The sequence below is a fragment of the Martelella lutilitoris genome, from assembly GCF_016598595.1.
Lineage (GTDB): Bacteria > Pseudomonadota > Alphaproteobacteria > Rhizobiales > Rhizobiaceae > Martelella > Martelella lutilitoris_A.
In genome coordinates this window covers 4,080,075-4,103,068 of the sequence record NZ_CP066786.1, presented here as the reverse complement: position 1 = coordinate 4,103,068, position 22,994 = coordinate 4,080,075, and the positions used below count along the sequence as shown (strand labels likewise).

Here is a 22,994-nt window from a genome sequence, read left to right as displayed (position 1 = left end):
CCAGGCTTCGCTGGGCCGGGGCGTTCGAAAAGCGCCCCGGCCTGCTCGGGAGGTCAACAGATCAGAAGTAGACGTCCTTGTATGTGTCCTTGTCGGCAAGGACCATGCCATTGCCGATGGCGAGAAGGCCGTCGCCGGCGCCCTTGGTGACGGTGATGCTGTGATAGCCGTCGACGCCGAGATCCATGCCGTCAACGATTTCTTCGCCGGCCAGCAGCTTCTGAGCGGCGGCATTCATTGCCATGCCCGCCTTCATCGGGTCCCAGAAGCCGATCGCCGTGATGGCGCCGGATTCCAGATAGGGAGCGGATGGCGCGGGCAGGCCGGTGCCGACGAGGCATACCTTGCCGGCAAGGCCGGCTTCCTCGATGGCGCGACCGACGCCGAGAACGTCGTTGCCGGCGGAGGTCTGGAAACCCTTGATGTCAGGATATTTGCGCAGAATTTCCTTGGCTTTCTCGTAGGTGCCATTGGCGTCGTCGAAGGATTCGTTGTTCGGATCGACAAGCTCCATGCCGGGGTATTTCTTGGCGTTTTCCTCGCCGGCGCCCACCCACTGCATGTGGGTGCGGCTGCCCAGCGAGCCGACAAAGGTCGTCCATTTGCCTTCGCCGCCCATGCATTCGGCAAGGCGTTCATTGAGCGCGGTGCCATAGCTGTCGTTGTCGAAGGCCTCGATGTCGACCATGGTATTGCGCTGGTTGTCGGCCTCGTGGGTGACGACGATAACGCCGCGGTCCATGGCCCGCTTCAGCGTGCCTTCGATGACGACCGGGTCCATCGGCACGACGGCCAGGGCGTCGACGCCCTTGGCGATCAGGTCCTGAATGATCTGGAGCTGCTGCGCCGCGTCGGCGGTGGCCGGGCCGTAGCCTTCGGCGACGACTTCCGGGTGCTCGGACTGATATTCCTCAACACCCGTATTCATGCGATCAAACCACGGAATCCCGCTGATCTTGAACACGGTGGCGATAACGGGTTTGTCGTCCTGTGCAGCTGCCATGCCGGTTGCGCCCGCGAGCGCGGTTGCAGCCATAAGGGTTGCGACGGCGACTGTTTTGAAATGCTTTCTCATTCTTTCCTCCAATTTTCCCTCCGTTTCCATGACCGTCCACGCGAGGGAATGCGAACGGCCGGAGCGGCTCAACAGTGAGTGTGCAGCGATGCTCCTGAAACCTGCATCGTTTGATCAGGGGCGGCACGATTTGCGCCCCGAACCCGTTTCGACTAGCGGCGACCTCCCGGGAACAGATAGCTGACCAGGTCGTGGCGGCCGACGATCAGGAAGGCGAGCAGCAACGCGCCCCAGGCAAAATCCCGGACGAAGTTCGAAAAACCGCCGAAATTCAGAAGGCTCGACATGAGCTGCAACGCGATCGCCGACAGCACGACGCAGATGATGCGTCCATACCCGCCCTGAGGGCGGACCCCCGCCATGACTGCCACGAGAATGGCGATCAGCAGATACGACGTACCGTAGTCCCATTTTACATTGACATTGCGTGCGGCGATGATGACCCCGGCAATACCGGCGAGCAGACCGCTCAGCGTGTAGGTCGTCGTGATCACCGCGCGCTTGGGAAAGCCGGCAAAGGTGGCGGCCTTCAGGTTCGAGCCGCCCAGCATCAGCCACTTGCCATAAGGGGTATAGCGTACGACAAGTCCGATCGCCGTTGCGACGGCGATGAAGATGACGAAACCGATTGGCACGGCAAAGATGAAACCATTGCCGATATTGTAAAGCGGATCCGGGCTGCCGACGGTCACCGCACGCCCTCCCGAGACGATCACGGCCAGGCCGGTGAAGGCCATTTGCGTTCCGAGCGTGCAAAGGATCGGCGTAATGCCGACAAACGAGATCAGGAGCCCGTTGATCAACCCGCCAAGGCAGCCGACGACAACGGCGATCAGCGCAAATGTCGCGGTGAACATCACCGGCTGATCATAGGGATCGAGAAAGCTCGTCACGACGATTGCCGAAGCCACGCCGGCGAGATTGGCAAGCGAGATACCCGACAGGTCGATGCCGCCATTGCCCGCGCACATGGCAAGCGCCACGCCGATCGCCAGCAGGCCGATCTCGGGGACCTGTGTCGCCATCGATTGCAGATTGAAAAGCGAGAGAAAGGTGCCGCCCGAAATCAGGGCGCCGATTGCCAACAGCGCCAGGTTCATGACCGCGAGCACGAGCAACTGACCATCCAGCCGACGCATTAGCACCTCCCGTTTACTAAATCGCCATAACTTTACTAAACGCTAGCAGACGAATGAGGTGCCATCAAGAGCTAAATTTGGGAAAAAGCCGCAATTTGGTCTTCTCAAAGGCATGGAATACGCCTAGTTTCCAACTAAAATTCACTAAACAAAATGCGCGAAGACAAGACGGTTGCAACCTGAGCGCCAACCAGCAATTTTGAGAATATGAAAACCAAGACCATTCCCACGATTCGCGACATAGCAGCTGCCTCAGGGGTGTCAGCCGCGACGGTATCTCTTGTGCTCAACGGCAAGGGGGAGATTTCCGAAGCGACGCGGGTGCGGGTTCTCGAAGCCGTATCGCGCCTTAAATACGTACCGCGCGCTTCCCGAAGCCGTTCCAGCGAGGTCAAGGAGACATTGCGGTTCCTGAAAATCGCCAAACACGGCCAGACGGTGAACCGCGACCACAGCCATTTCATTTCCGATTATATCGACGGCATGTCGCAGGAGGCGCTGCGCAGAGGCTATGCGCTCGAGGTTGCCAGCCACGATGGCGAGACCATTGCCTCGATTGCGGAAGCCGTGGCCGGGGCCGCCGGCGTCAGCGGCGTTATCGCTCTTGGAACGGAACTGAGCGAAGAGGACATCCGCTTGCTGCAAAGCGTCGGGGCACCGATCGTGTTTATCGATACCTTTTACGACGTCGTTGAGGCGAATTTCGTCAACATGAACAATATCGACGCCGTCTACAAGGTGCTGGAGCGCTTCAAGTCGCGCGGCTTTTCACGGGTCGGTTTTGTCGCAAGCCATGTTGGAACGACCAACTTCAAACTGCGGCATGACGCCTATTTCCGCAACATGGAGCGGCTAGGTCTTGCGGTTGATCCTTCGCTGATCATTTCCGTTGAATCGACCTTTACGGGCGCCCATCGCGGTGCGTCTGATTATTTGGCGTCCGGCGGCAAGCTGGCGGAATGCTATTTTTGCACCAATGATATCATGGCGCTCGGCTTTGCCCGGGCTTTGCGGGAGAACGGTATCGGTATTCCTCAGGATGTTTCGCTGATCGGTTTCGACAATCTGCCGATGAGTGCCACCAGCGATCCGCCGTTGACGACGATTGACGTATCCAAGCGCAAGATCGGCTTTCATGCCGTTGCCTTGCTTGATGACATCATCAACGGTGCTGCCGACCTTCCGTGTGTGAAGATGCTGGTCGGCGCCGACCTTGTCGCCCGCTCCAGCGGCTAGGCCGGCTTCCGGAGCGGGCGCCTCCGCGCCGGGCAAGGGGGCAAGTCCCGCTGTGCCCGCATGTCCGGAAACGCCCGAGAAAATTCACAGGCGGCGGCAATCCGCCCCCGAACACCGGAGAGATTGCGCCGTATGCCATCCGTGCCGCGCGCCACAGGGAAACTGTGGGGGAAAGCTGCTGACTTCATACTGGGCGATCTCCCTGCATTCTTTTGGGGGGCGGTGCATTCGACCTCGTCGCGGGCCGGGCATAATATCCGGAAGGCTTCGATGGGCATGTCGCCGTTGCGGAAGTGGTCGGGTCCGGGCAGCGGCTCGGGGGCGTTCAGTCGCCGAGCCGCCTGGAGCACCGGAGCAGGCTCGAGGCGCATGGTCACAGCTTCACTCGTTCACGTTTCCGGGCAGGCTCAGATCGTCCGAAGCGAGGTCGAAGACGTTGGCGACGCACAGAAGCGGTGCGTGAATACTCTCATTGACCCGAAGTCCGACGGTCACGCCGTCATAGGACGCAGCTTCAACGACGCCGATATCGCCGAACGGCACGCGCACCTCGGGCGGAGCGCAAAGATAGGCAATGAGGAGAAATGGCGGCGTTCAGCGCCTGGGGCTGCGCAAAGTTGGTCGTTTTCCGGCAAGGACGACGTTTCGGGCGGGATTGGCACCGCAAGCGCTGGACTTGTGTGATTACGCCTGAACGAGTGCGACCTGCAGCAAGACAGTGAGTGCCGCGGAGAACAACCCGACATGATGGAGCGCGGCCAGCTTGCTCAGGCCCTCGCGTACGATCTCGATCTCGCCGTCGGACGGGTAGTCCTTGACCGCCTCGATGCGGCCGAAGAGCTGACTCAGCATGTAGCCCAGGCAAAGCGCCAGCACGATCAGCACCGTGAACGGCGCCCAGGCGAAATCGCGCTGCCACGCCTGTACTGCGAGCAGCACTGTTCCCGTACCCATCGTGGCCATCATGGTCGGGGGCAAGAGCCGGATCAGGCGGTTGAGTGCCGCGTGGACCGACCGCGCAGTCTCGTCCGACACGTTCGGCGTCATCGGATTGCGCATGACCGCCCAGACCGGCTTCTCGATATAGGACAGCGTCAGGAATATTCCGCATGCGAAGGCGAAGCAGACCGTGACAAGCGACGAGATCAAAGAGGTCATGGAAAGAGTCCTTTTCGGGTTAACGCTGCGTCCGGAGCGATTTCAGACGCAGTGGCTACCGGGTCATCGTCCGCTACTGCGTAAAAGCTCTGGCGGTCCGGTTCCGGCATTTGTCCTTGAGGTTGCCGCAGTCGAATGTCGGAAACCCCCGGACATCCGGCAATCCATTCCGTCAGGTCGCCGCCCCGTGGCGCTCCTCGGGGAGAGGATAACGCAGGGCGAGCGTGTCCGCGGTCAATTCGTGCTGCTCCAGAAAGTCTCGGACCTCGGCTTCGATCTTCGGCCTGGCAATAGCCGAGAACCGCTGAACGAGGCCCGCAACGCCGCAGACGGTGAAAAGGTGAATGAGCTCGACCGGCGTCCAGTGGACGATCGCGGGCTGAATGCAACGCCTGGGCGTGGTGATCGGCGCCTGGCCTGAAAGCCAGGCCACCGTCAATGCGGCACGCTCTTTTTCGGTGAAGAGCGCCTGCCCCTCGGGGCGCGACTTTGCCGCATCGAAACAATGACGGGCACGCTCGACCGCGCGTTGATCGCTCCCGGCCGCCCTGCAGGCAAGCAGCCCCTCCACTGCGGCGAGATAGTCATGGCCTCTGGCAATGGCCGAGACGCGCGCCATCAGATGCTTGAGTTCGGATGGCACCGGCGAATGGGGCCGGTCCTGCATCATCTCGACATAAAAGACCGCGTGGCGGGCGCGCAGGTGCTCCGGCCAGAGGTGCATCCAGTCCGGCAGGAGCCCCAATTCCCGCCTGGCATATGCCTCCGCACCGCCCGCCTCCCCGACAATCGCCTCGTATTTCGCGACCATCGCTTCCACAGAGGGTCCGCCCTGGGGCAGGTCGTGGTCGAGATTGGTCGCTGTGCGAGCCTCGCTCACACCGTGACGACCGGCCTCGATGCCCGCGCTCTGCTCGGACTGTCGCGCCCAGTGGGCTTCGATGTCGACACCGGTAAGATCGTTGAAGGTGTTGAGGAAACCGAACGCCGAGGCGATCATTGCCGTGCCGGTGATATTAGCCTCGACGTCTTCGTGCGAGATGCGCTTCCGTGAGGCGTTGGCCCGAACCCGCGCCAGCAGTTCGTCGCTAACCGTGTTGGTCGTCGACGCTGCGGCGAGATCGGCAAGCGCCGCTTCGAATGGGCCGATCGGAGAACCTTCCGGCGCCTGTCCCTGTCGGGCGGCTTCGATCAGTTTCGGGATGCCGAGCGATTTCTCGCCCGCCGCCGACGTCATGTGGACCTGGCAATAGTTGCATCCCGACGCCTCGGACGTGGAAAAGCCGGTTGCCATCATCACCGGTTCGCCCAGGATTTTCTGCCCCATCCCGATGGCGCCGACATTATGGGCATAGACGAAGAGCTTATAACTCTCCGGCCAATGATGCTGGAAGTAAAAACAGTTCGGCCAGAAACCGAAAAAATCCTTATAGAAACGCAGAATGGCCCACTGCTCGGGATCATCCGAACGCGTTCCGTCGCTTTCGGGAATATAGTCTTTGAGCACGATATCCTCCGCGCCATGCGCGATGGTTTCGTCAGAGAGGTGATCCGTGTCGATCGCGGCGGTCGCTGCGGCAACGAGCGGCACAAGTCGTCCGGCGGCGTTAAGCGCGACAAGATCCTGCGAACCGTTGATATGCATCTCGCCGGCGAAGGCCTGCGGCACTGTCGATACACCGGACAGGTAGACGCTGAGATTGGCGGTCCGCGGCGAGGCGCTCACGTCATGCTCGCCAAATCCGAGGCCGGCGCGTGACAGCGTCTCCTTGGCCGCGACGCAGAACCGGCAATCGGGTTTGGTGAAGAGTTGCAGCTTCTCGGCCATATCGGGCTCCGTTCGTTTGTTCGGGTTGAACATATATTGGCACTGGACATTCAGCGCGAAAACCGATCATTTTTGAACAAAACGTTCGGAAAACGGAACGGTGACATGAATAATTTTGACCTGAACGATCTTCATGGATTCGGCCTGATCGCGAGCGCTGGCGGATTAAGCCCCGCCTCGCGCCGGTTCGGGGTGCCCAAGGCAACCCTGTCTCGCGCACTGCAACGGCTGGAGAACGCCGCGGGCGCTCCTCTCTTCGATCGTATCGGCCGGGGCTTGCGCATGACTCCGCTCGGCGAGAGCCTCCTGCCTGCCGCCGAGGATGCGCTATCGCTCCTTTCGACGGCGGAGGAAGCCGTGCGCCTCGGTCAGGGGGAGCCGAGCGGACGCTTGCGCATCGCAGGCAGCGCCCTTTCGGGCCAGAAACTGCTGGCGCCGGTGCTTGCCAGGCTGACGGAACAGTATCCGGCGGTAAAGGCCAGCCTGCGTGTCACGAGCGGCGGACCGGATCCGGTTGCCGAGGAACTGGATGTCGTGATCCGCGTCGGGCGGCCGAACGAGCCTTATCTTGTGGCGAAGAAAATTGTTGCCTCGCCGCTCGCGCTCTACACCTTCCGCACGCGCGGCGCTGAGGTTGATCTTTCCGATCCGAGTGCTGTAGAGGGCCTTGGCCGGATCGACATCGCCATTGATGAGTTTCCCCACGAATGGAGAATGACCGGCTCGAAGGGTGAGGTCGTATACCTCACGAGCGAGCCGTTGATGACTGTGAGTGAACCGACTGTCGCTCTCGGCATCCTGAGCGCCGGCTCCGGGGTCGCGCTTCTGCCGATGTTGTACGCTGAGCCATTGGCTCGCGCCGGCGCCCTTGTCCGGGCGCTGCCGGATTTCATCGGGCCGCAAATGGAACTCTTTGCAGCGCTGCCGCCAAAAAGGTCGAACGTACCGGCGGTCCGGGCCTTTCTGGATCTGCTTGTTTCTCACGTGATGGAAATCAAGGACGTCGCCAGCGCCTACGACTTCACGACGGAACGAATCTCGATGGCTTCAAAAACCACAAGAATATCTTGAACAGGTCCTGTCTCGACCGGATACCCTGCCGGAACCGATGGGTCACGGGGACGGGTTCGGGGTCGCCGAACGCGTCAGGACGTTGCGTGAAGCCTAGGACAAGTCGCGACCCAACGGTGATCGCTGGCCGCTTGATTTACGGCTTCGTGGGGTTGATTGCCTCCAGGCCGGATGTTCCGATACCGCATGCCCGGTCGGTCAACTGACAAAGACAGAAAACGCCGGATGCTGCCTCACATCACGTTCTGCGCAAATATGCGCCGCCGCGTCCCGCTTTGCATCGAACGTTACCATTCTTTTGAAGCCAAACACCGTTCTCAGGGGAAGAGCATATCTTGACCAAGTGTATACCGAACGGTATATGTCAAGACATGATACATGCGACCCCCACGAGAGCCATATTGCTCGAACATGCCCTTCGTCTCTTTTCCGCCTATGGCTATGAAGGCGTTGGCGTTCAACAGATCTGCAATGATGCCGGCGTGGGGAAGCCCACGCTCTATCATTATTTCGGGTCCAAGCTCGGCCTTCTCGAAACCTTGCTGAAGGAGCGTCTGGCCCCCTTGCATGAGGCGCTGGAGCGTGCCTGTATGGTTGCGCCGTTCGACCGTGCGCTCACTGCGCTCGCGGAAACGACATTCGGTTTCGCCCGTGAGGAGCCCTCGCTCTACCGCTTTTACCTGACGCTCTGGTTCGCCCCGGTGGAAAGCGAGGCGCGGCAGGCGGCCGAGCAGCACCACCAGCGCCATTTCGAGGTGTTCGACGCCTGTTTCCGTGCCCATGAGCAAGCCTCCGGTGGCGGGTTGACAGGGCGGCACAGGCTTCTGGCGGCCTCCTTTCTCGGCCTGGTCAACAATCATATCGGCATCGCGCTCAACAGCTTCGCGACGCTCAACGCGCGCTCGGCGGCAGACACGGTCAAAATGTTCCTGAACGGCGCCCTGCCGCCCGCTTCTTCCGACGGAGAACAATCATACAATGTACCATTCAGTACATAAGCAGGGGCGACCGATGTCCTCATGGATTGAGCACGCCGTTTTCTGGCACCTTTATCCACTCGGCTTCACCGGGGCGCCAATCCGCCCTGATGCCGATACGCCGCTTAAGCACAGGCTTGACCATCTGCTGAAATGGCTCGATTACGCCGTCGAACTCGGCGCTTCCGTCCTGTTGCTGGGCCCCATCTTCGCCTCAGCGACCCATGGCTACGACACCACCGACCATTTCCGGATCGATCCACGGCTCGGCGATGACGACGATTTCGACAGGTTGATCGTTGAGGCGCGCGCACGTGGCCTGCGGGTCGTGCTCGATGGTGTGTTCAATCATGTCGGGCGCAGCCACCCCTTTGTCCGCGATGTGCTGGAGCGCGGCGCGTCGTCGTCGAAAGCGTCATGGTTTCGTTTCATGCCGGAAGGCGAACTTGCCACATTCGAGGGGCACCACGGTCTCGTGGCGCTCAACGGGGAAAATCCGGCGGTCGAGGATTATGTCCGCACGGTGATGCTCCACTGGTTCGACCGCGGGGCTTCCGGCTGGCGGCTCGATGCGGCTTACGTGATGGCGCCGGAATTCTGGGCGCGTGTGCTGCCGGGCGTTCGCGACCGCCACCCCGACGCCTTCATCTTCGCCGAGATGATCCATGGCGACTATGCCGGATTCGTCCAAATGAGCGGCGTCGATTCCGTGACCCAGTACGAACTCTGGAAAGCCATCTGGAGCGCGCTCAACGACCGCAATTTCTTCGAGTTGAGCTGGGCGCTCGACCGGCATAACGGCTTTCTCGATCATTTCATTCCGCAGACTTTTGTCGGTAATCACGACGTCACGCGGCTGGCGAGTTGCCTTGAGGACGCCGGCACGCTGGAACAGGCGCTCGCCGTGCTGTTTACGGTCGGCGGCATTCCCTCGGTCTATGCCGGCGACGAGCAGGCCTTCCATGGCATCAAGACGGAAGGCGAGGGCGGCGACGACGCGGTTCGCCCGGCCTTTCCCGAAAGTCCGCAGGATCTCTGGTCGGATGGCTGGTCCGTCTACCGCCGCCATCAGGAACTGATCGGGGTGAGGCGCCGCCACTCCTGGCTTGTCAGGGCGCGCACGAAGGTCCTGCGGCTGGAGAACACCCGGCTCCTCCTCGAACTGGCGCATGACGGGCGGCGGCTTTTCCTGGCTCTCAATCTCGACGGACCGGCGTCCTTTGCCGTGCCGGAGGCAAAAACGGTGCTTGCGGGGCGGGATGCGCATCTCTCCGGCGCCGGATCGCTGCATCTGGGGGCAAAGGGCTGGGCCATTCTGTCGACAGCGCAGTGTTGACCTCATCGGCCCAAACGCGCTGTTTGATGCCAAAGACACCGTAGCGCGGAAACCAATGAAGGCAGACACCATGAAACGCATCAGTATGACGGCCTGGGCAGCCCTGGCGATTGCGGCCTGTCTTTACGCAACCATGACGCTCTGGACGTTGCCGGCGATCAGCCGGGCCGCTGGCGGCCTCCCGCCTTTCGATATGCGGCCGGGCGGCTATACGTTCGGCGAAGCGAAAGCCTTCCTGTCGGCGCTGTCGGAGAACGGGCGGGCGCTTTATCTCGGTCCGCAGCAGCATCTCGATCTTGTCTTTCCGGCAGCGCTTGCGCTTGGGCTTGGTCTTGCGCTCTATCGGCTTGTGCCCTTCACCCGGTTCTGGAAACTTTGCTTTGCCGCAATACCGGTGATCGGGATGGTGTTCGACTATCTGGAAAACGCCGCCGTCAGGGCCATGCTTTTCGCCGGGCCGGCAATCCTCCAGCCCGAACAGGTCGAGACCGCCAGCCGGTTGACGATGGCCAAGTCCGTCTTCGACAGCGCCGGTTACGGGCTCGTCCTCGTTTTCCTGGTTCTCTGGGCTGTGCAACGCCGGCGCGGCGTTTCCGCTTCCCGCGATTGAAGAAAAGGCAGGCCGACAGTTTTAGCCCGAGGTGCCGCTCGGGTCTGCGCCGTCGTCCGTTCTCTGCGATTTGCGGAAGGCCGCAGGCGTTTGTCCGGTCATGCGCCGGAACGAGGTGTAGAAAGCGGACTTGGAGTTAAAGCCCACATCATAGGCGATCTCGAGAACCGTTTGCGTTTCGGAAACCAGAAGCCTCTTGGCCGCGCCGATGCGGTGGCCGTTGACAAATGCGTAGAAGGACTGGCCAAGCGTTTCGCTCAGCGTCTGCGAAATATAATTGGGCGCAACGCCGATATGCTGAGACAAAGACCAGAGCGAGAGATTGGCGTCCCGGTAGAGCCGTTCGTCCGTCATGACGGCGGTGAGCTTCTCCGCGATCCGCTGCTGCATCTCGCGTGACAGCGCGCTTCTTTCATATTTGCCGCTTTCGCCTGTCCTTGCCTGGGCTGCGTCCGGCGGCACAAGGCCCGGTCGCTGGCGTAGCCCCCAGACGCCCAGAACCATGACAATCAACAGCGACCACAGGCGGTCGATGGCGACCGGAACAACAGTCCAGCCCAGGGGGTCGAGAAGGGCGGCGTCGACGAGGTTGAGCAGGGCGTAGATGGCCACCATGCCCATCAGCCAGTTGATCCAGTAGAGCTCCAGCCGCTCGGTGCTGGCATAGAGATCGCAGAGCCGCTTGCGGTAGCCCGTCAGCCTCCGGTACATCAGCACGACATAAACCAGCCAAAGCGCAAAAGTTGCCGGCCCGAGCAATCGCCAGATGACGACAAAAACGGAAAGCGCCACCGGCAGCGGCGTTCCGGTTTCGGCGGCGGAAAACAGGCCGTTGCGCGTTGCAACCGGCAGCAGGGCCATGGCGAGCCCGGCGACGGCGGCAAGGGCGGGCAGGATGAAATGCCGGATCGACGGTCTGCGGGGCGGCCCTTCCCGCGTCAGCGCCAGAACATAGAAATAAAAGAGCGGCGCCAGCAATGTGCTTGCCGGCGCGAACAGCCCCCACACCAGCGAGGAATAGACATGTCCCGCAAGCGTGTTCTCGTCGAAACGTAAGGGCAGGGGCGAGATGATGAAGACCAGCAGGAACAGGCATCCGAGCAGCCGGGAGCTTGTGTGAAACCGCGTCTGGCCAAAGGCCAGCACGGCCGAATAGAGCGCGATGACCGGCAGCGCCGTATCGGCAATGGTTTCGAACTGGTCGATCAAGGGTGGTGTCGGCGTTTGTTTCGGTCTTTGAGAGATCTTTCTAGCGCATCGGCCCCAAAATCGGAATCGATTTTCGGAAAGCACGATGCGTAGATTCAATAGGTTAGAGCGTCCTTTGTGCGTCCGAAAGGACAACCTCCTGAAAGCCCACATCTAGCGGAGCCAGCCGATAACCGCAAATTCCGGCTTCTCCGGTGTCCTCGCCTGCCGGACAGGACGACGCGACGGCGTCTGCGTCCTAGCGCATCCGTGATTGAAACAGTCACGGATTGGACATTTGAAGCAAGGCCTACTCCATTACAGAAACATCCTCGTCATCGCCGTTCTGGCGCTGTCGCTTTGCCTCTCGCAGAAAACGGTCGAAAGCTACGGCGACAACCTGCAGATCGGGCTTCCGGTCGCCGCCTTCGGTTGCCGGATCGCGACCGGGGGCGGCGGAGACTATGCCGCGCGCTTTCTGGCGATGCTCGGCACGGTGCACCTCGCGAAATGGGGGCTTGGCGGCGCCCGGATCAATATCCGCCCCTCGGGGAGCCTTCACGGGTTCCCTTCCGGCCATATGGCGGCGGCAAGCTTCGGCGCAAGCAGCCTCATCAATGCCTGCATCGAAAAATCGCCGGTGACGAAAACAGTGGTCATACTGGCGGCGTTCTTTGTCGGCGGCTCGCGCATCGAATCGGATTCGCATAACCTCTGGCAGGTTCTTGCCGGGGCGCTCTGGGCGCTCTTGTTCGAGCGCGGCTTCAGAAAGGCCACTGGACGGCTTCGACGACTGGCGCGCAAACGAAAGGACGACAGGATGGCTGCGGGTACAAGCAGGGAGAGCATCGGCCGATGAAACTTGCCGAATATGCGGAAAAGCTGATGGGAATGGATGGCAGCACCTGGCAGCGCCACGCCAATCCGTGGAGCGGCTGGAGCCGGCTGACAGTGCTGCCGGCGATCGCGCTTGCCGCCTGGAGCCGGGTTCTGATCGGCCCCTGGGCCATCCTGCCCGCCATCGCGGCCCTTGCCTGGGTCTGGCTGAACCCCAGGATTTTCCCGCCGCCCAAACGCAAGGATAGCTGGATGACGCGCGGGATTTTCGGCGAACGGGTCTGGCTCAAGCGCGGAAGCGTGGCCATTCCCGCCGGTCATGAGCGCGCCGGGACAATCCTGAACGCGCTCTCGGCCGTCTCCGGGCTCATCTTCATCGCCGGCCTGATCTGGCTCGATTTATGGGCCACGCTTTCCGGCATGGCGCTGACCATGCTGCTCAAGCTCTGGTTCCTCGACCGCATGGCTTGGCTTTACAGCGATATGGAGAAGGTCAACGCCGAGTATGCCGCCTGGTCGCACAGCGAGCGGACGACCTGAATTGCGCGCGGTTTCGCCTTCTGGAAAAGAGAAGCCGCGGCGCAGAACGCCGCGGCCTATTGTGTCATCCCGGCAGGGGGCAACCCTTACATTAGCCCGAGAAGGCGCGGCAGGCCTGTGGTGAGGGCCGGAATATAGGTGATCATCAGCAGCGCGATCATCAGCGTTATGAAGAACGGCAACAGAGGTTTGGCCACCTTTTCGATACTCACGCCGCCGATGCTGCATCCGACGAAAAGCACCGAGCCCACCGGCGGCGTCATTGAGCCGATGCCGAGGTTGAAGATCATCATCAGGCCGAACTGTACCGGGTCCATGCCGACTTCCCGCGCGATCGGCAGGAAGATCGGGGTGAAGATCAGCACTGCCGGCGTCAGGTCCATGAAGAAGCCGATGATCAGCAGGCAGATATTCATGATCAGCAGGATCACGATCGGGTTTTCGAAGGTCAAAAGCGCCTCGGCGATCGCGTCCGGAATGCCGGTGATCGTCATCACATAGGACATCACGCCGGAGGCGGCGATCAGGAACAGGATGACGGCGCTGGTGACCATGGAGCTCTTCAGGACGTCGACATATTCCCGCCACGTGGCAAGCCGGTAGATCAGCGACAGAACGAAGGAGTAGAGAACGGCGACGGCTGCACCCTCGGTTGCCGTAAAGGCGCCGATGACGATGCCGCCGATCACGACCACGACCATCAGCAGCGGCGGCAGGGCCTGCCAGACGATCTTCGCCGCTTCGCCGAGGCCGGGGATTTCCGACACCGGAAACTTCCGGCGCTTGGCGATGATGCCGGCGACGATCATCACCGAAAGACCCATGAGCAGGCCGGGCACATAGCCGCCGATAAAGAGAGCCGAGATTGAGGTGCCGCCGGAGACCAGCGAGAACAGGATCAGCGGGCCGCTCGGCGGGATCAGGATGCCGGAGGGCGCCGAGGCAATGTTGACGGCGGCCGAAAATGTCGGGTCATAGCCCTCTTTCTTCTGCAATGGCGCCATGGTTCCGCCGACGGCGGCGGCCGCAGCGATCGCCGAGCCCGAGATCGAACCGAACAGCATGTTGGCGATCACATTGGTGTGCGCAAGCGAGCCCGGCAGGCGTCCGCCGATCAGCTTGGCGAGGTTCACCAGCCGGATGGCGATGCCGCCCTTGTTCATGATGTTGCCGGCAAGAATGAAGAAGGGGATTGCCAGCAGCGTGAACGAATCGACGCCTGCAAACATCTTCTGGGTGGCGACAAAGAAGGCGACGCTTGGCGGCAGGAAGAACAGGCCGGTCAGAATGGAGGACACGGCGATCGCCACGGAAATGGCAATGCCCTGGGCCAGCATCAGGAAGAACAGGCCGAAGAGCAGGACGGACGCGAAAACCGTCTCGTCCACATAGTCGAAGATAAAGTCCATGTCAGAGGCTCCCGACCGGCTTGAGGGCTGCCCGGTTGCTGTCGCGGATGAGAATGATCATGTTCAGCGATTGAAGGATAAAGATCAGCACGGCGGCGATCGGCATGATCAGGTAGACCTCGCCGATGGGAATGCGCATGATCGGCGAAAACTGCGTCATCGAGGATGTGACGGCCTTTATGCCGCCGAGAAACAGGATGAACGCCGAAAACACCAGAACGACGGTGTCGTTGATCAGCATCAGGATCAGCTTCTTGCGCCCGCTGAGCGCCTCGATGACAAAGACAAGCGACAGGTGCTGGCGGGTGCCGAAGGCATATGCCGATCCGAGAAAGGCCATCCAGATCATCATGAAGCGGAGAAGTTCTTCGGTGTAGAGCGCCGGAGACGCAAGCACATAGCGGGTGAAAACCTGCCATAGCATCAGTCCGGCCATGATCGCGAGCATGGCAGAGGTCAGGTAAAGCAGGGCGCTCTCCAGAGCATGTTTTGTTTTGTCTATCATGGATGTCCTCCATGTCCTCCACGACGGAGGCGGAGCGGCGTCGTTCGGGACTGTTCTTCTGGTGCGGCCGCAAAGGTGTCCTCCCCGCACGGTCGCTTTGATGATATCATGCATCATGAAAAAAGATTGCGCCATATGAAAGAATATTTCATACTGTGTCAAACGGAGGATTGCAGATGAAAAAGGAAAGCAGACGTCTACGGCTGAGCGACCTGGCGCGTTATTGCGGCGTCTCGCCATCCACCGCGTCGCGGGCGTTGTCGGGAACGCCGGGGGTCAGGCCGGAGCTGAGGGAGAAAATCCTTCAGGCCGCCAAGTCCCAGAACTATCACGTGCCCATGTCGATTGCCGGCATGAAGGTCGTTGTCGCGGCCAGCGCCAGCGCCATGATCGACTATCAGCGCAACCAGTTCACGGCATTCGTACTGGAGGGCATGCGCGAACGCGCCGAGGTTCTCGGCCTGTCTTTGTCGACGAAGGCGATTTCGAACGCGGACGATGAGCGCCGCATGCTGGACGAGGCTGCCGATGATCCCGAAATCGCCGGTGTGCTGATGCTGACCATCGATGAGGATGAGATGCTGGTGCCGGCGCGCGCGTTCCGCAAGCCCGTTCTGCTGGTCAATGGCGACGACCCGCTGATGCGGCTGTCGAGCATCGCGCCGCACAATCGCGCGGCCGCAGCCCTTGCCACGCGCTACCTGAAATCGCTCGGTCATTCCCGCATCCTGTTTCTCGCCCGCCCCGGCCGGCGCACCATCCTGCGGCGTCTTGAAGGCTGGCGCGACGAGATCGAGACGATCGAGGGCGTCCACTGGCGCGATCTCGTGGTCGATGCGACCGACTGGACGCCGGAGGCTGCGATCGAGGCGATGCGCCGCCATGTCGGAGAAAAGGGCAACGCCTTCACGGCGGTTCTCGCGGCCGGCGACAGCCTTGCGGCCGGCGCCATTTTCGGTTTGCGCGAACTCGGCCTGTCTGTTCCAGACGATGTTTCGGTGATGGGGATAGACGGCCTGCCGCAAAGCGACTTCCTCGATCCGCCGCTGACCACGGTTCAGATCCCGATGCAGGAGATGGGAGCGGCGGCGCTGGACATGATGCGCGACCTTCTTGACAACGAACCCTTCCTGTCGCGCCGCACGGAACTGTCCTGTTCGCTGACCGAACGCGGGTCGACGGCGCGTGCGAAGGATGGCGAGGGCTGAGGCCAGAAGAGCGCGCCGGCGGATGCTGAGAGCGCCGCCGCCGGCATTTTTCGAACCGCCTAGTCGAAGCGGCGGATCGCGCCCTCGATCGTCCAGTCGGCGGGGTTAAGGCTGCGCCCCTCCGCCGCAATCGTGCCATCCGGTCCGAAGGCGACCGCGCCATAATCCGGATCGTCGACGGTGATGGTCCCGTCTTCGGCAAGGGCGTAGGTCAGGGCTTCGAAACGCTGACAGAAGCCGGCAAGCCCGCCTTCGACCTCTCCGCTGTCGGCCAGCCGGAACAGCCAGGCGGTCTTGCGCCCGTTCTGGCGGATTTCCATGCCCGCTGTCGGGCCGGTCGTCACCGGCAGGAGCGGCGTCGTGCCGGTTGCCATGACAAGGCCATGCCCGGAGCGCGCGCAGGCAAAGTGCGTGCCGTCCATGGTTTCGTCAAAAGCCCGTGCGGGGAACCAGATGTGGCTGAAATCCGGTTGTCCCTCATGGGTTTCGAACAGAACCACGGCCAGATTGCGGTACTGGTGAACACGCGGCAGCGCGCCGCAACCGCCCCAGTAGGAGGGCCTGCCGAAACCGCAATGGATCACCTCGCCGGGATGGTTCACCCAGATCTGCGCATCGGGATTGCGGCCGATCCGCAGTTGCAGCACGGTTTCCTGATAGCCCCATTCGCCCCAGCGATAGCGGGCAAGCGACCCCATAGCCGTTTCCGCGGTCTTGTAGTGGTAGAGATGGGCAAACCGGTTTTCGCCTTGCGAGAACGTCCATTCCTGGCCGCCCGCGCCGGACATGCAGGCAGTGTCGCCATTGCCTTCCGGGATGACGAGGTCGAAATCGCGCAGGCAGAGCAGGAATTGCGGAAGCGTCTGGAAGGTGCGGCCGAAATATCCGCGTGACCACAGCACCCGCGCGATCGCGGAAAGCTCGCTCGTGCGCGCGGCCATCAGCGTGTGCTCGTAGGAGCGGCCCTGGGCGGCGGTCAGCGTGCCGTGATGGGCGGAGGCGGCAACCACAGAGATCAGCCGCAGGATCGCCTTGCCGGCGCGGGCGCGGATATCCTCGTCATGGGCAAGGGCGTAGAGCGTCGTCAGGCCCTTGAGGTCGATCGGGAAATAGGGAACCGAGTTGAATTCGGCCATTTCCCATTTTTCGAAATGGTCGAACCAGTCCCTCAGCCGTGCCGCGCCACGTGCGGATTGTTCGGCCCCCGTCACATTGGCGCGAACGAACGTCTTGTCCGCATGAAAATGCCCGGCCAGATAGGCGGCGGTGTGGAACAGCAGCGCGTGGTTTTCCGAATAATACCACTGCACGTCATTGCCGGGCTCATCCAGCCAGTAGCGGAAGTTGAGTGTAGCCGCGTCGATCCGCGCCCGGATCTCTTCCGACAGAAGATCGCCATAGCGGATCCGCCCGAACAGCAGCGGTACGAGGTGGAAATCGGCGCAGTCGTGGCAGTTCTCGATCTTCGGCAGCGAAACGGAAATCATCGCTTCGGTGCGGGCATCGCCCTGGCCAAGCCCGAGCCGCGCCAGCGCCGAAATCGCATCCGCATAACCATTCTCGGCGACATGGCGGAGCGCTTCGTCGATGCGGGCGTCGAGGCTTTCGGGCGGCTCGCCCTGGTCCTCGCAGCGTGCGATCTCGACTGTGAACGGCCGCGAAAGCGTCAGGCCGCCGGCGCTGAGGCGCACGTCGAAATGGCGAAAATCGCTGTGGAACGACGACACGTCGCCGACGACCAGTCGCGCGGAACCGGCGGGCAGGCGGGTCGTAAATGTGTCGTGCTCTTCGGCGAGAAAATCGCCCGCGACCATGATTTCGACATCGAGGTCGCGGCTGACGGTCTGCGGGCAATGAAAGGCGACAGTTCCCGAGGAATAGGCCGGCTGCTCGAAATGCATGGTGTCCAGCATGTTTTCGATCTCGTCGGCAGGTCCGCTTTCGCAAGGCACATCGAGAGAGACAGCGGCCTCCGGCCCGTCGCAATAGTCGAGTTCGAAGAAATAGCGGGCGTCGCGTTCGGCGAGATCATCGAAGAACACGGCAATCTCGTTCAGGCCGGCCTTCAGTTCGACCTCGAACGCCTGCTCGGTTTCGAAATTGCGCTGGTAGACGCTCATGAAACCTGCCTCTTCGCCGTTGACGAAGAGGATGGCGCCGCCGCAGCAGCTGAGCTTGAGCCTCGCCGTTCCTGCCGCCTTCGCCTCGATCCGGGTTTCCGCCCATGCGGAGACCGTGGTGGCCCGGAACCAGAAACCGGACAGGTCGACGCGCGGCGAGCCGAACGGCGTCCAGATGCGGCTTGGTTCCTGTTTTTCGACGATCACGGGCCGTTTGCCGCGCCGCTCGCTGACGAACTGCGTGCGGCAGGGATATTCGTGCGGGATGAAGTTCTTTTCCTTGGTAAGGAAGAACTGCGCATCCATATGGCCCGACATGGTGGTGTCGGGCACGTTGTATTCCGCTTCGGCGATCGCCGATATGTGCCAGTAGCAGACCGGCGAACCGTTGGTCAGGGGCCGGCGCATCGCGCCGTCTTGTGCATTTTGGGCCATCACAGCAGATCTTTCACGGCAACGGGCGTCACATCGTTATAGGCCTTGTTTTCCCCTGTCATGCCCCAGACGAAGCAATAGGGGCCGGTCCCTGCGCCCATGTGGATCGACCAGGCCGGCGACAGGATGGCCTGGCGGTCGGCGACCACGATATTGCGCACCTGCTTCGGTTCGCCCATGAAATGCATGACCCGGTCCTCGGGCGCCATGTTGAAATAGACATAGGCTTCCATGCGGCGTTCGTGGACATGCGGCGGCTCGGTGTTCCAGATGCTGCCAGGCGCAGGCTCGGTAATGCCCATCAAAAGCAGGCAGCTCGGCGAGACTTCCGGGTGGATATACATGCGCAGCGTGCGCTTGTTGGCATGCGCCTCGTCGCCCATGGTAATGGGTTTGGAATCGGCCTTGCGGATGAGCGCCGACGGCACGGCATAGCCGGCGGGCACCGAGTTCATATAGAATGCCGCCGGCGCGGCGGCGCTCTCGGAGGCGAGCCGGACGGATTTGGTATCGCGACCGACATAGACGATATCGCGATGCTCGACCGTGTAGACCGTCTCGTCGACCGTCACGGTTCCCGTGCCGCCGAGATTGACGATGCCCATCTCGCGCGCATCGAAGAAGCCGGGCGTGCCGACAGCGGCGCCGTCGGCGATTTCGGCTTCGCCGTCCACCGCCAGAAAGCCGCCGATGATCATCCGGTCGACATGGGTGTAGACCATCTGCAGCTTGTCGGCGACGAACAGGTTGTCGATGAGGAATTCCTCCCGCAGGCGTTCGTTGCTGTAGCCGCGAACGTCTTTCGGGGAAACGGAATAGCGTGTGTCTTCAAACATTATTCTTCCTCCGCTTTGGCAATGTTGAGGGCTTCGACCAAGAGCAGCAGGGCCATGGATTGGCCATAGCCGGTCGGCTGGATCGGAATGTCCTTGTAGAACTGGAGATCGTGGCCCATGCGGGTGCCATAGGACACATTGTCGACGATGCCGTCCTCGCCGATATTGTCGAGCGTGACGGCGAGCGCCTTCAGGCCCGCATCGCGCCAGCTTTCCGGGCCGATGCCGAGTCGCGCGCCTTTCAAAAGTGCATAGCCGATGGCGGCGGTGGCGGAGATTTCCTCATAGGAAGACGGATCGTCCACCAGCGTGTGCCACGCACCGCTTGCCGCCTGATAGCCGATCAGCGTTTCAAGCTGCGCCTTCACCACTTCCGTCAGGTAGCGCTTGGTGGCCTCATCGAGTTCGGCAAGCTCGAGAAGGTCGAGAACGCCGGCGGAAATCCAGGAATTGCCACGTGCCCAGCGGGCGCGGGCGAAATTGTGGTTGCCGTCAAAGGTCCAGCCGTGGAACCAGAGCCCGGTTTCCGGCTCGGCCAGATAATGCGTGTGCACCAGGAACTGGAAGGCCGCCTCGCTCACGAGGTCGCGGCGTCCCGCGCCTTCGCCATAGCTCGCCAGAAACAGCGCCACCATGAACAGCGTGTCGTCCCACAGTTCGTCGTCATTGATCTTGTCCGACACATTGTGCTGGAAACCGCCGCAGCGCGTGCGCGGCATTTCGGTAAGGATCTTGTCCGCCCAGTCCTTCATCGGGGCTTCCCAGCGTGGATCGCGGGTTTTGCGCCACAGCAGGGACAGGGCGAGAAGCGGCGCGGTGGTGTTGACGTTCTGCGGCGGCAACCCCTTCTCGATATGGGCGGTATACCAATCCTCGAGCAGGGTCTTTACCGCCGCATCACCCGTCTTCAGCCACATCTGGGCGAGACCGTAGAGGCCGACGCCCTGCGGCCATTCCCAGGCGTTGAAGCTGACATAGTCGCCGGCGGTCCCGTCGAGATTCGGTTCGTTGAACTTACCTTCGTCGCGCAGCGACTTCAGGCCATCAACCAGCAGCTCGATCTTGTGTTTCAGTTGCTTAGTGGAAAGCACGGGTTTTCCTCCGATGCAGGATCATGATGGCAGTATCATGCATCATGAAAACTAATTGCGAAATATGAAAGAATATTTCATATCAGGATGTGATGCGGCATGCCGTGCCGCGCTCAGCTACGCGCAGAAGCCGTCGCGCCGATGCGCGCCGCCGCATTTTTCTGAGTGAAGCGTGTTGAAAGCGGACCGCCTGACCGGCGATCCGCAAGCAGGCACGGCCTCAGCGGGCGAGCCAGCCACCGTCGACGGCGATGGTATAGCCGTTGACATAGGAGGAGGCGTCGCTGGCGAGGAAGACGACCGGCCCGGCAAGATCGCGGGGAAGGCCCCAGCGCGCGGCCGGAATCCGGCCGAGGATCTCGCTGCTGCGCTCTTCGTCGGCCCTGAGCGCCGCGGTGTTGTTGGTGGCCATGTAGCCGGGCGCGATGGCGTTGACGTTGATGCCGTGATGCGCCCACTCATTCGCCAACAGCTTGGTGATGCCCATGACGCCGCTTTTCGAGGCGGTGTAGGAAGGCACCCGGATGCCGCCCTGGAACGACAGCATGGAGGCGACGTTGACGATCTTGCCGCCATGGCCCTGCGCGATGAACTGGCGGGCGACAGACTGGGAGAGGAAGAAGACGCTCTTGATGTTGATGTTCATCACGTCGTCCCAGTCCTTCTCGGAGAAGTCGACGGCATCCTCGCGGCGGATAATCCCGGCATTGTTGACCAGAATATCGACTTTTCCGAATTCACGGACGGCCGTTTCCACGATACCGGGAATGTCATCCTGCTTCATCAGATTGGCTTCGATCGATACGAAACGGCGCCCGAGCGCCTCGACCTTGGCGATCGTTTCCGTCGGCGCGACGATATTGACGCCGACAATATCCGCGCCGGCCTCCGCCAGAGCCACGGCCATGCCCTGGCCAAGGCCGGTATCGCAGCCGGTGACGATGGCCGTTTTTCCGGAAAGGTGAAAATCATCGGTGATCATGGGGTTCTTCCAGTCTTTTGATGAGGGGAAACGTTGCGGCAGCAACGTCTGGAAAAGAAAAGGCGCTCCCTGTTCTATGAGACAAGAAGCGCCTTTGCCGTCATGTCCGGGGGGACCTTATTGAGCGTTCTGAATGGCATCGACCAACTGGCCGATTGCCGGATCCTGTTTGTATTCCTCGATCAGAGGGGCAACCTTTTCCTGGAAAGGCGCCTTGTCGGGGGTCACGATGGTGACGCCCATTTCCCCGATCTGCTGCATGGCCTCGTCAACGGCCTCGTTCCAGACCTTCTTCTGTGCCTGCGTAGCGTTGACCGCGGCCTCCTTGATGATGGCGATCTGCTCATCCGTCAGCTTGTCCATCGCGGTCTTGGAGATCACCAGGAAGTCCGGAATACGCAGGTGCTCGTCCAGCGAATAGCACTTGACCACTTCGCCGTGACGGCCGAGCGTCAGCGCCGTCGGGTTGTTCTCCGCGCCGTCGATGACGCCCTGCTGCAGGGCGGTGTAGATCTCGCCATAGGGAAGGGGGGTGGGAATGCCACCCATCAGCTCGACCATCCGGATCGAGGTATGCGAGTTGATGACGCGCAGCTTCTGGCCCTTGAGATCGTCTGGCGTCTCCACGCATTTCGATTTGGTGTAGAACGAGCGGGCGCCGCTGTCGAAATAGGTGAGCCCCATGAAGCCGCTGTCGAGCGAAGCCTGGTAGACCGGGTCGACGATCGGACCGTCCATGACCTCGTAGAAATGCTCCTGGCTGTTGAACAGATAGGGCAGCGTGAAGGCCTGGTAGATCGGGTTGAAGTTTTCCAGATTGGCGGCGCTGACGCGAGTGATGTCCACAGCGCCGTTCTGCACCTGCTCCAGAACCTCGCGCTCGGAGCCGAGAACGCCGTTCATGTAGAGCCGGATCTTGACCTCGCCATCGGTCTTCTCCTCGACCTCTTCTGCAAACTGCTCGAGGATCACGCTCGTGGGATGATCGGCTGCCAGCGCGTCGGCCAGCTTCAGGCGAACGGCGGCGTCGGCCGAACCGGCTGCTAGCGTCATGCCTGCGGCCAATACGGCCAGTGCGGATGTCATTGTCTTCATTGTCTCACTCCCTGTGGCACATTGTTGTCCGCTGCCGCGGCGCTTACACGCAAAGGCAAACGGAGAAGATGGGAATCATTATGCAGGATGAAATTATATTCTCAATATGAAAGAAAATTTCATGCTCTTGGGATTTGGCGGGATGTGGTTCGCAAGAACAAAGGCGTGGGCGAAGCGCGATCTGCCCCGGGCGTGTTTGCCGAGCAATGCCAGCTCAGCGCGGCTTTCCGCAAGTCTCCCCGCTCACGGACCGGCGCGAGGAGACGTAATGAAACCACTTCGAGCCCCGGCCCTGTCGTGCCTGCCGCGCGAGGCCGC

Annotated in this window: 21 protein-coding genes; 8 read left to right on the top strand and 13 right to left on the bottom strand. The window is 61.5% G+C overall.

The features are described 5' to 3' along the window. Positions 1–61: 61 nt before the first annotated feature. Both JET14_RS19380 and JET14_RS19375 read right to left on the bottom strand, forming a co-directional pair. Complete coding sequence (locus JET14_RS19380) at positions 62–1,036, bottom strand: substrate-binding domain-containing protein (protein WP_371260704.1); 975 nt, start codon at positions 1,034–1,036, stop codon at positions 62–64. Between the two features lie 191 nt (positions 1,037–1,227). Then, the gene (locus JET14_RS19375) at positions 1,228–2,214 is read right to left on the bottom strand and encodes an ABC transporter permease (protein WP_200335733.1); all 987 of its coding nucleotides are present in this window, start codon (positions 2,212–2,214) and stop codon (positions 1,228–1,230) included. Positions 2,215–2,421: 207 nt separating this feature from the next. Between JET14_RS19375 and JET14_RS19370 the strand changes: the two genes are divergently transcribed. After that, positions 2,422–3,450 (top strand): LacI family DNA-binding transcriptional regulator, encoded by a 1,029-nt coding sequence (locus tag JET14_RS19370; protein WP_036238347.1) that lies wholly within the window; start codon positions 2,422–2,424, stop codon positions 3,448–3,450. A gap of 381 nt (positions 3,451–3,831) precedes the next feature. Here the strand turns inward: JET14_RS19370 and JET14_RS19365 are convergent, their stop codons facing one another. From JET14_RS19365 to JET14_RS19355, 3 genes are all read right to left on the bottom strand, one after another. Beyond that, positions 3,832–3,993, bottom strand: a complete 162-nt coding sequence (locus JET14_RS19365) for a hypothetical protein (RefSeq protein WP_200335731.1) — start codon at positions 3,991–3,993, stop codon at positions 3,832–3,834. Between the two features lie 141 nt (positions 3,994–4,134). Beyond that, positions 4,135–4,608: a hypothetical protein gene (locus tag JET14_RS19360; protein WP_200335723.1), complete on the bottom strand. Its 474-nt coding sequence runs from the start codon at positions 4,606–4,608 to the stop codon at positions 4,135–4,137. Between the two features lie 172 nt (positions 4,609–4,780). Beyond that, positions 4,781–6,436, bottom strand: a complete 1,656-nt coding sequence (locus JET14_RS19355) for a glutaredoxin domain-containing protein (RefSeq protein WP_200335721.1) — start codon at positions 6,434–6,436, stop codon at positions 4,781–4,783. A gap of 105 nt (positions 6,437–6,541) precedes the next feature. Here JET14_RS19355 and JET14_RS19350 point away from each other — a divergent pair, with 105 nt between their 5' ends. The 4 genes from JET14_RS19350 (at position 6,542) to JET14_RS19335 (ending at position 10,430) form a co-directional block, all read left to right on the top strand. After that, positions 6,542–7,507 (top strand): LysR family transcriptional regulator, encoded by a 966-nt coding sequence (locus tag JET14_RS19350; protein WP_200335720.1) that lies wholly within the window; start codon positions 6,542–6,544, stop codon positions 7,505–7,507. A 401-nt stretch (positions 7,508–7,908) separates the two neighbouring features. After that, complete coding sequence (locus JET14_RS19345) at positions 7,909–8,505, top strand: TetR/AcrR family transcriptional regulator (protein WP_200335719.1); 597 nt, start codon at positions 7,909–7,911, stop codon at positions 8,503–8,505. A gap of 13 nt (positions 8,506–8,518) precedes the next feature. Further along, positions 8,519–9,820, top strand: coding sequence for an alpha-amylase family glycosyl hydrolase (locus tag JET14_RS19340; protein WP_200335718.1), 1,302 nt, complete (start codon positions 8,519–8,521; stop codon positions 9,818–9,820). A 70-nt stretch (positions 9,821–9,890) separates the two neighbouring features. After that, positions 9,891–10,430, top strand: a complete 540-nt coding sequence (locus JET14_RS19335; RefSeq protein WP_200335717.1) for a hypothetical protein — start codon at positions 9,891–9,893, stop codon at positions 10,428–10,430. A 21-nt stretch (positions 10,431–10,451) separates the two neighbouring features. Here the strand turns inward: JET14_RS19335 and JET14_RS19330 are convergent, their stop codons facing one another. Beyond that, on the bottom strand, positions 10,452–11,639 hold the full coding sequence (locus JET14_RS19330; RefSeq protein ID WP_200335715.1) for a helix-turn-helix domain-containing protein: 1,188 nt from the start codon (positions 11,637–11,639) through the stop codon (positions 10,452–10,454). 277 nt (positions 11,640–11,916) lie between these two features. Between JET14_RS19330 and JET14_RS19325 the strand changes: the two genes are divergently transcribed. Continuing rightward, the gene (locus JET14_RS19325) at positions 11,917–12,477 is read left to right on the top strand and encodes a phosphatase PAP2 family protein (protein WP_200335713.1); all 561 of its coding nucleotides are present in this window, start codon (positions 11,917–11,919) and stop codon (positions 12,475–12,477) included. Next, positions 12,474–12,995, top strand: coding sequence for a DUF6653 family protein (locus JET14_RS19320; RefSeq protein ID WP_200335704.1), 522 nt, complete (start codon positions 12,474–12,476; stop codon positions 12,993–12,995). Before JET14_RS19325 ends, JET14_RS19320 begins: the two co-directional genes overlap by 4 nt. Positions 12,996–13,081: 86 nt before the next feature. On the opposite strand, the gene JET14_RS19315 is transcribed toward JET14_RS19320, so the two are convergent. Further along, positions 13,082–14,404 carry a TRAP transporter large permease gene (locus JET14_RS19315; protein WP_200335702.1) on the bottom strand — a complete coding sequence of 441 codons (1,323 nt, stop codon included), beginning with the start codon at positions 14,402–14,404 and terminating at the stop codon, positions 13,082–13,084. 1 nt (position 14,405) lies between these two features. Next, complete coding sequence (locus JET14_RS19310; protein ID WP_200335699.1) at positions 14,406–14,909, bottom strand: TRAP transporter small permease; 504 nt, start codon at positions 14,907–14,909, stop codon at positions 14,406–14,408. Between the two features lie 176 nt (positions 14,910–15,085). Here JET14_RS19310 and JET14_RS19305 point away from each other — a divergent pair, with 176 nt between their 5' ends. Further along, the gene (locus JET14_RS19305; RefSeq protein WP_200335698.1) at positions 15,086–16,117 is read left to right on the top strand and encodes a LacI family DNA-binding transcriptional regulator; all 1,032 of its coding nucleotides are present in this window, start codon (positions 15,086–15,088) and stop codon (positions 16,115–16,117) included. A 59-nt stretch (positions 16,118–16,176) separates the two neighbouring features. On the opposite strand, the gene JET14_RS19300 is transcribed toward JET14_RS19305, so the two are convergent. The 5 genes from JET14_RS19300 to JET14_RS19280 all read right to left on the bottom strand — a co-directional run bounded on the left by JET14_RS19300 (position 16,177) and on the right by JET14_RS19280 (position 22,676). After that, positions 16,177–18,672, bottom strand: a complete 2,496-nt coding sequence (locus JET14_RS19300) for a hypothetical protein (RefSeq protein ID WP_246750383.1) — start codon at positions 18,670–18,672, stop codon at positions 16,177–16,179. After that, complete coding sequence (gene kduI, locus JET14_RS19295) at positions 18,672–19,508, bottom strand: 5-dehydro-4-deoxy-D-glucuronate isomerase (protein ID WP_200335696.1); 837 nt, start codon at positions 19,506–19,508, stop codon at positions 18,672–18,674. Before kduI ends, JET14_RS19300 begins: the two co-directional genes overlap by 1 nt. Further along, a complete protein-coding gene (locus tag JET14_RS19290) occupies positions 19,508–20,599 on the bottom strand; it encodes a glycoside hydrolase family 88/105 protein (protein ID WP_200335695.1) in 1,092 nt (363 codons plus the stop codon). The genes kduI and JET14_RS19290 overlap by 1 nt, the downstream gene beginning before the upstream one ends. Positions 20,600–20,819: 220 nt before the next feature. Then, positions 20,820–21,581 (bottom strand): 2-dehydro-3-deoxy-D-gluconate 5-dehydrogenase KduD, encoded by a 762-nt coding sequence (gene kduD, locus JET14_RS19285; RefSeq protein WP_200335694.1) that lies wholly within the window; start codon positions 21,579–21,581, stop codon positions 20,820–20,822. Between the two features lie 117 nt (positions 21,582–21,698). Next, positions 21,699–22,676 carry a TRAP transporter substrate-binding protein gene (locus tag JET14_RS19280; protein WP_200335693.1) on the bottom strand — a complete coding sequence of 326 codons (978 nt, stop codon included), beginning with the start codon at positions 22,674–22,676 and terminating at the stop codon, positions 21,699–21,701. Positions 22,677–22,994 lie beyond the last annotated feature (318 nt).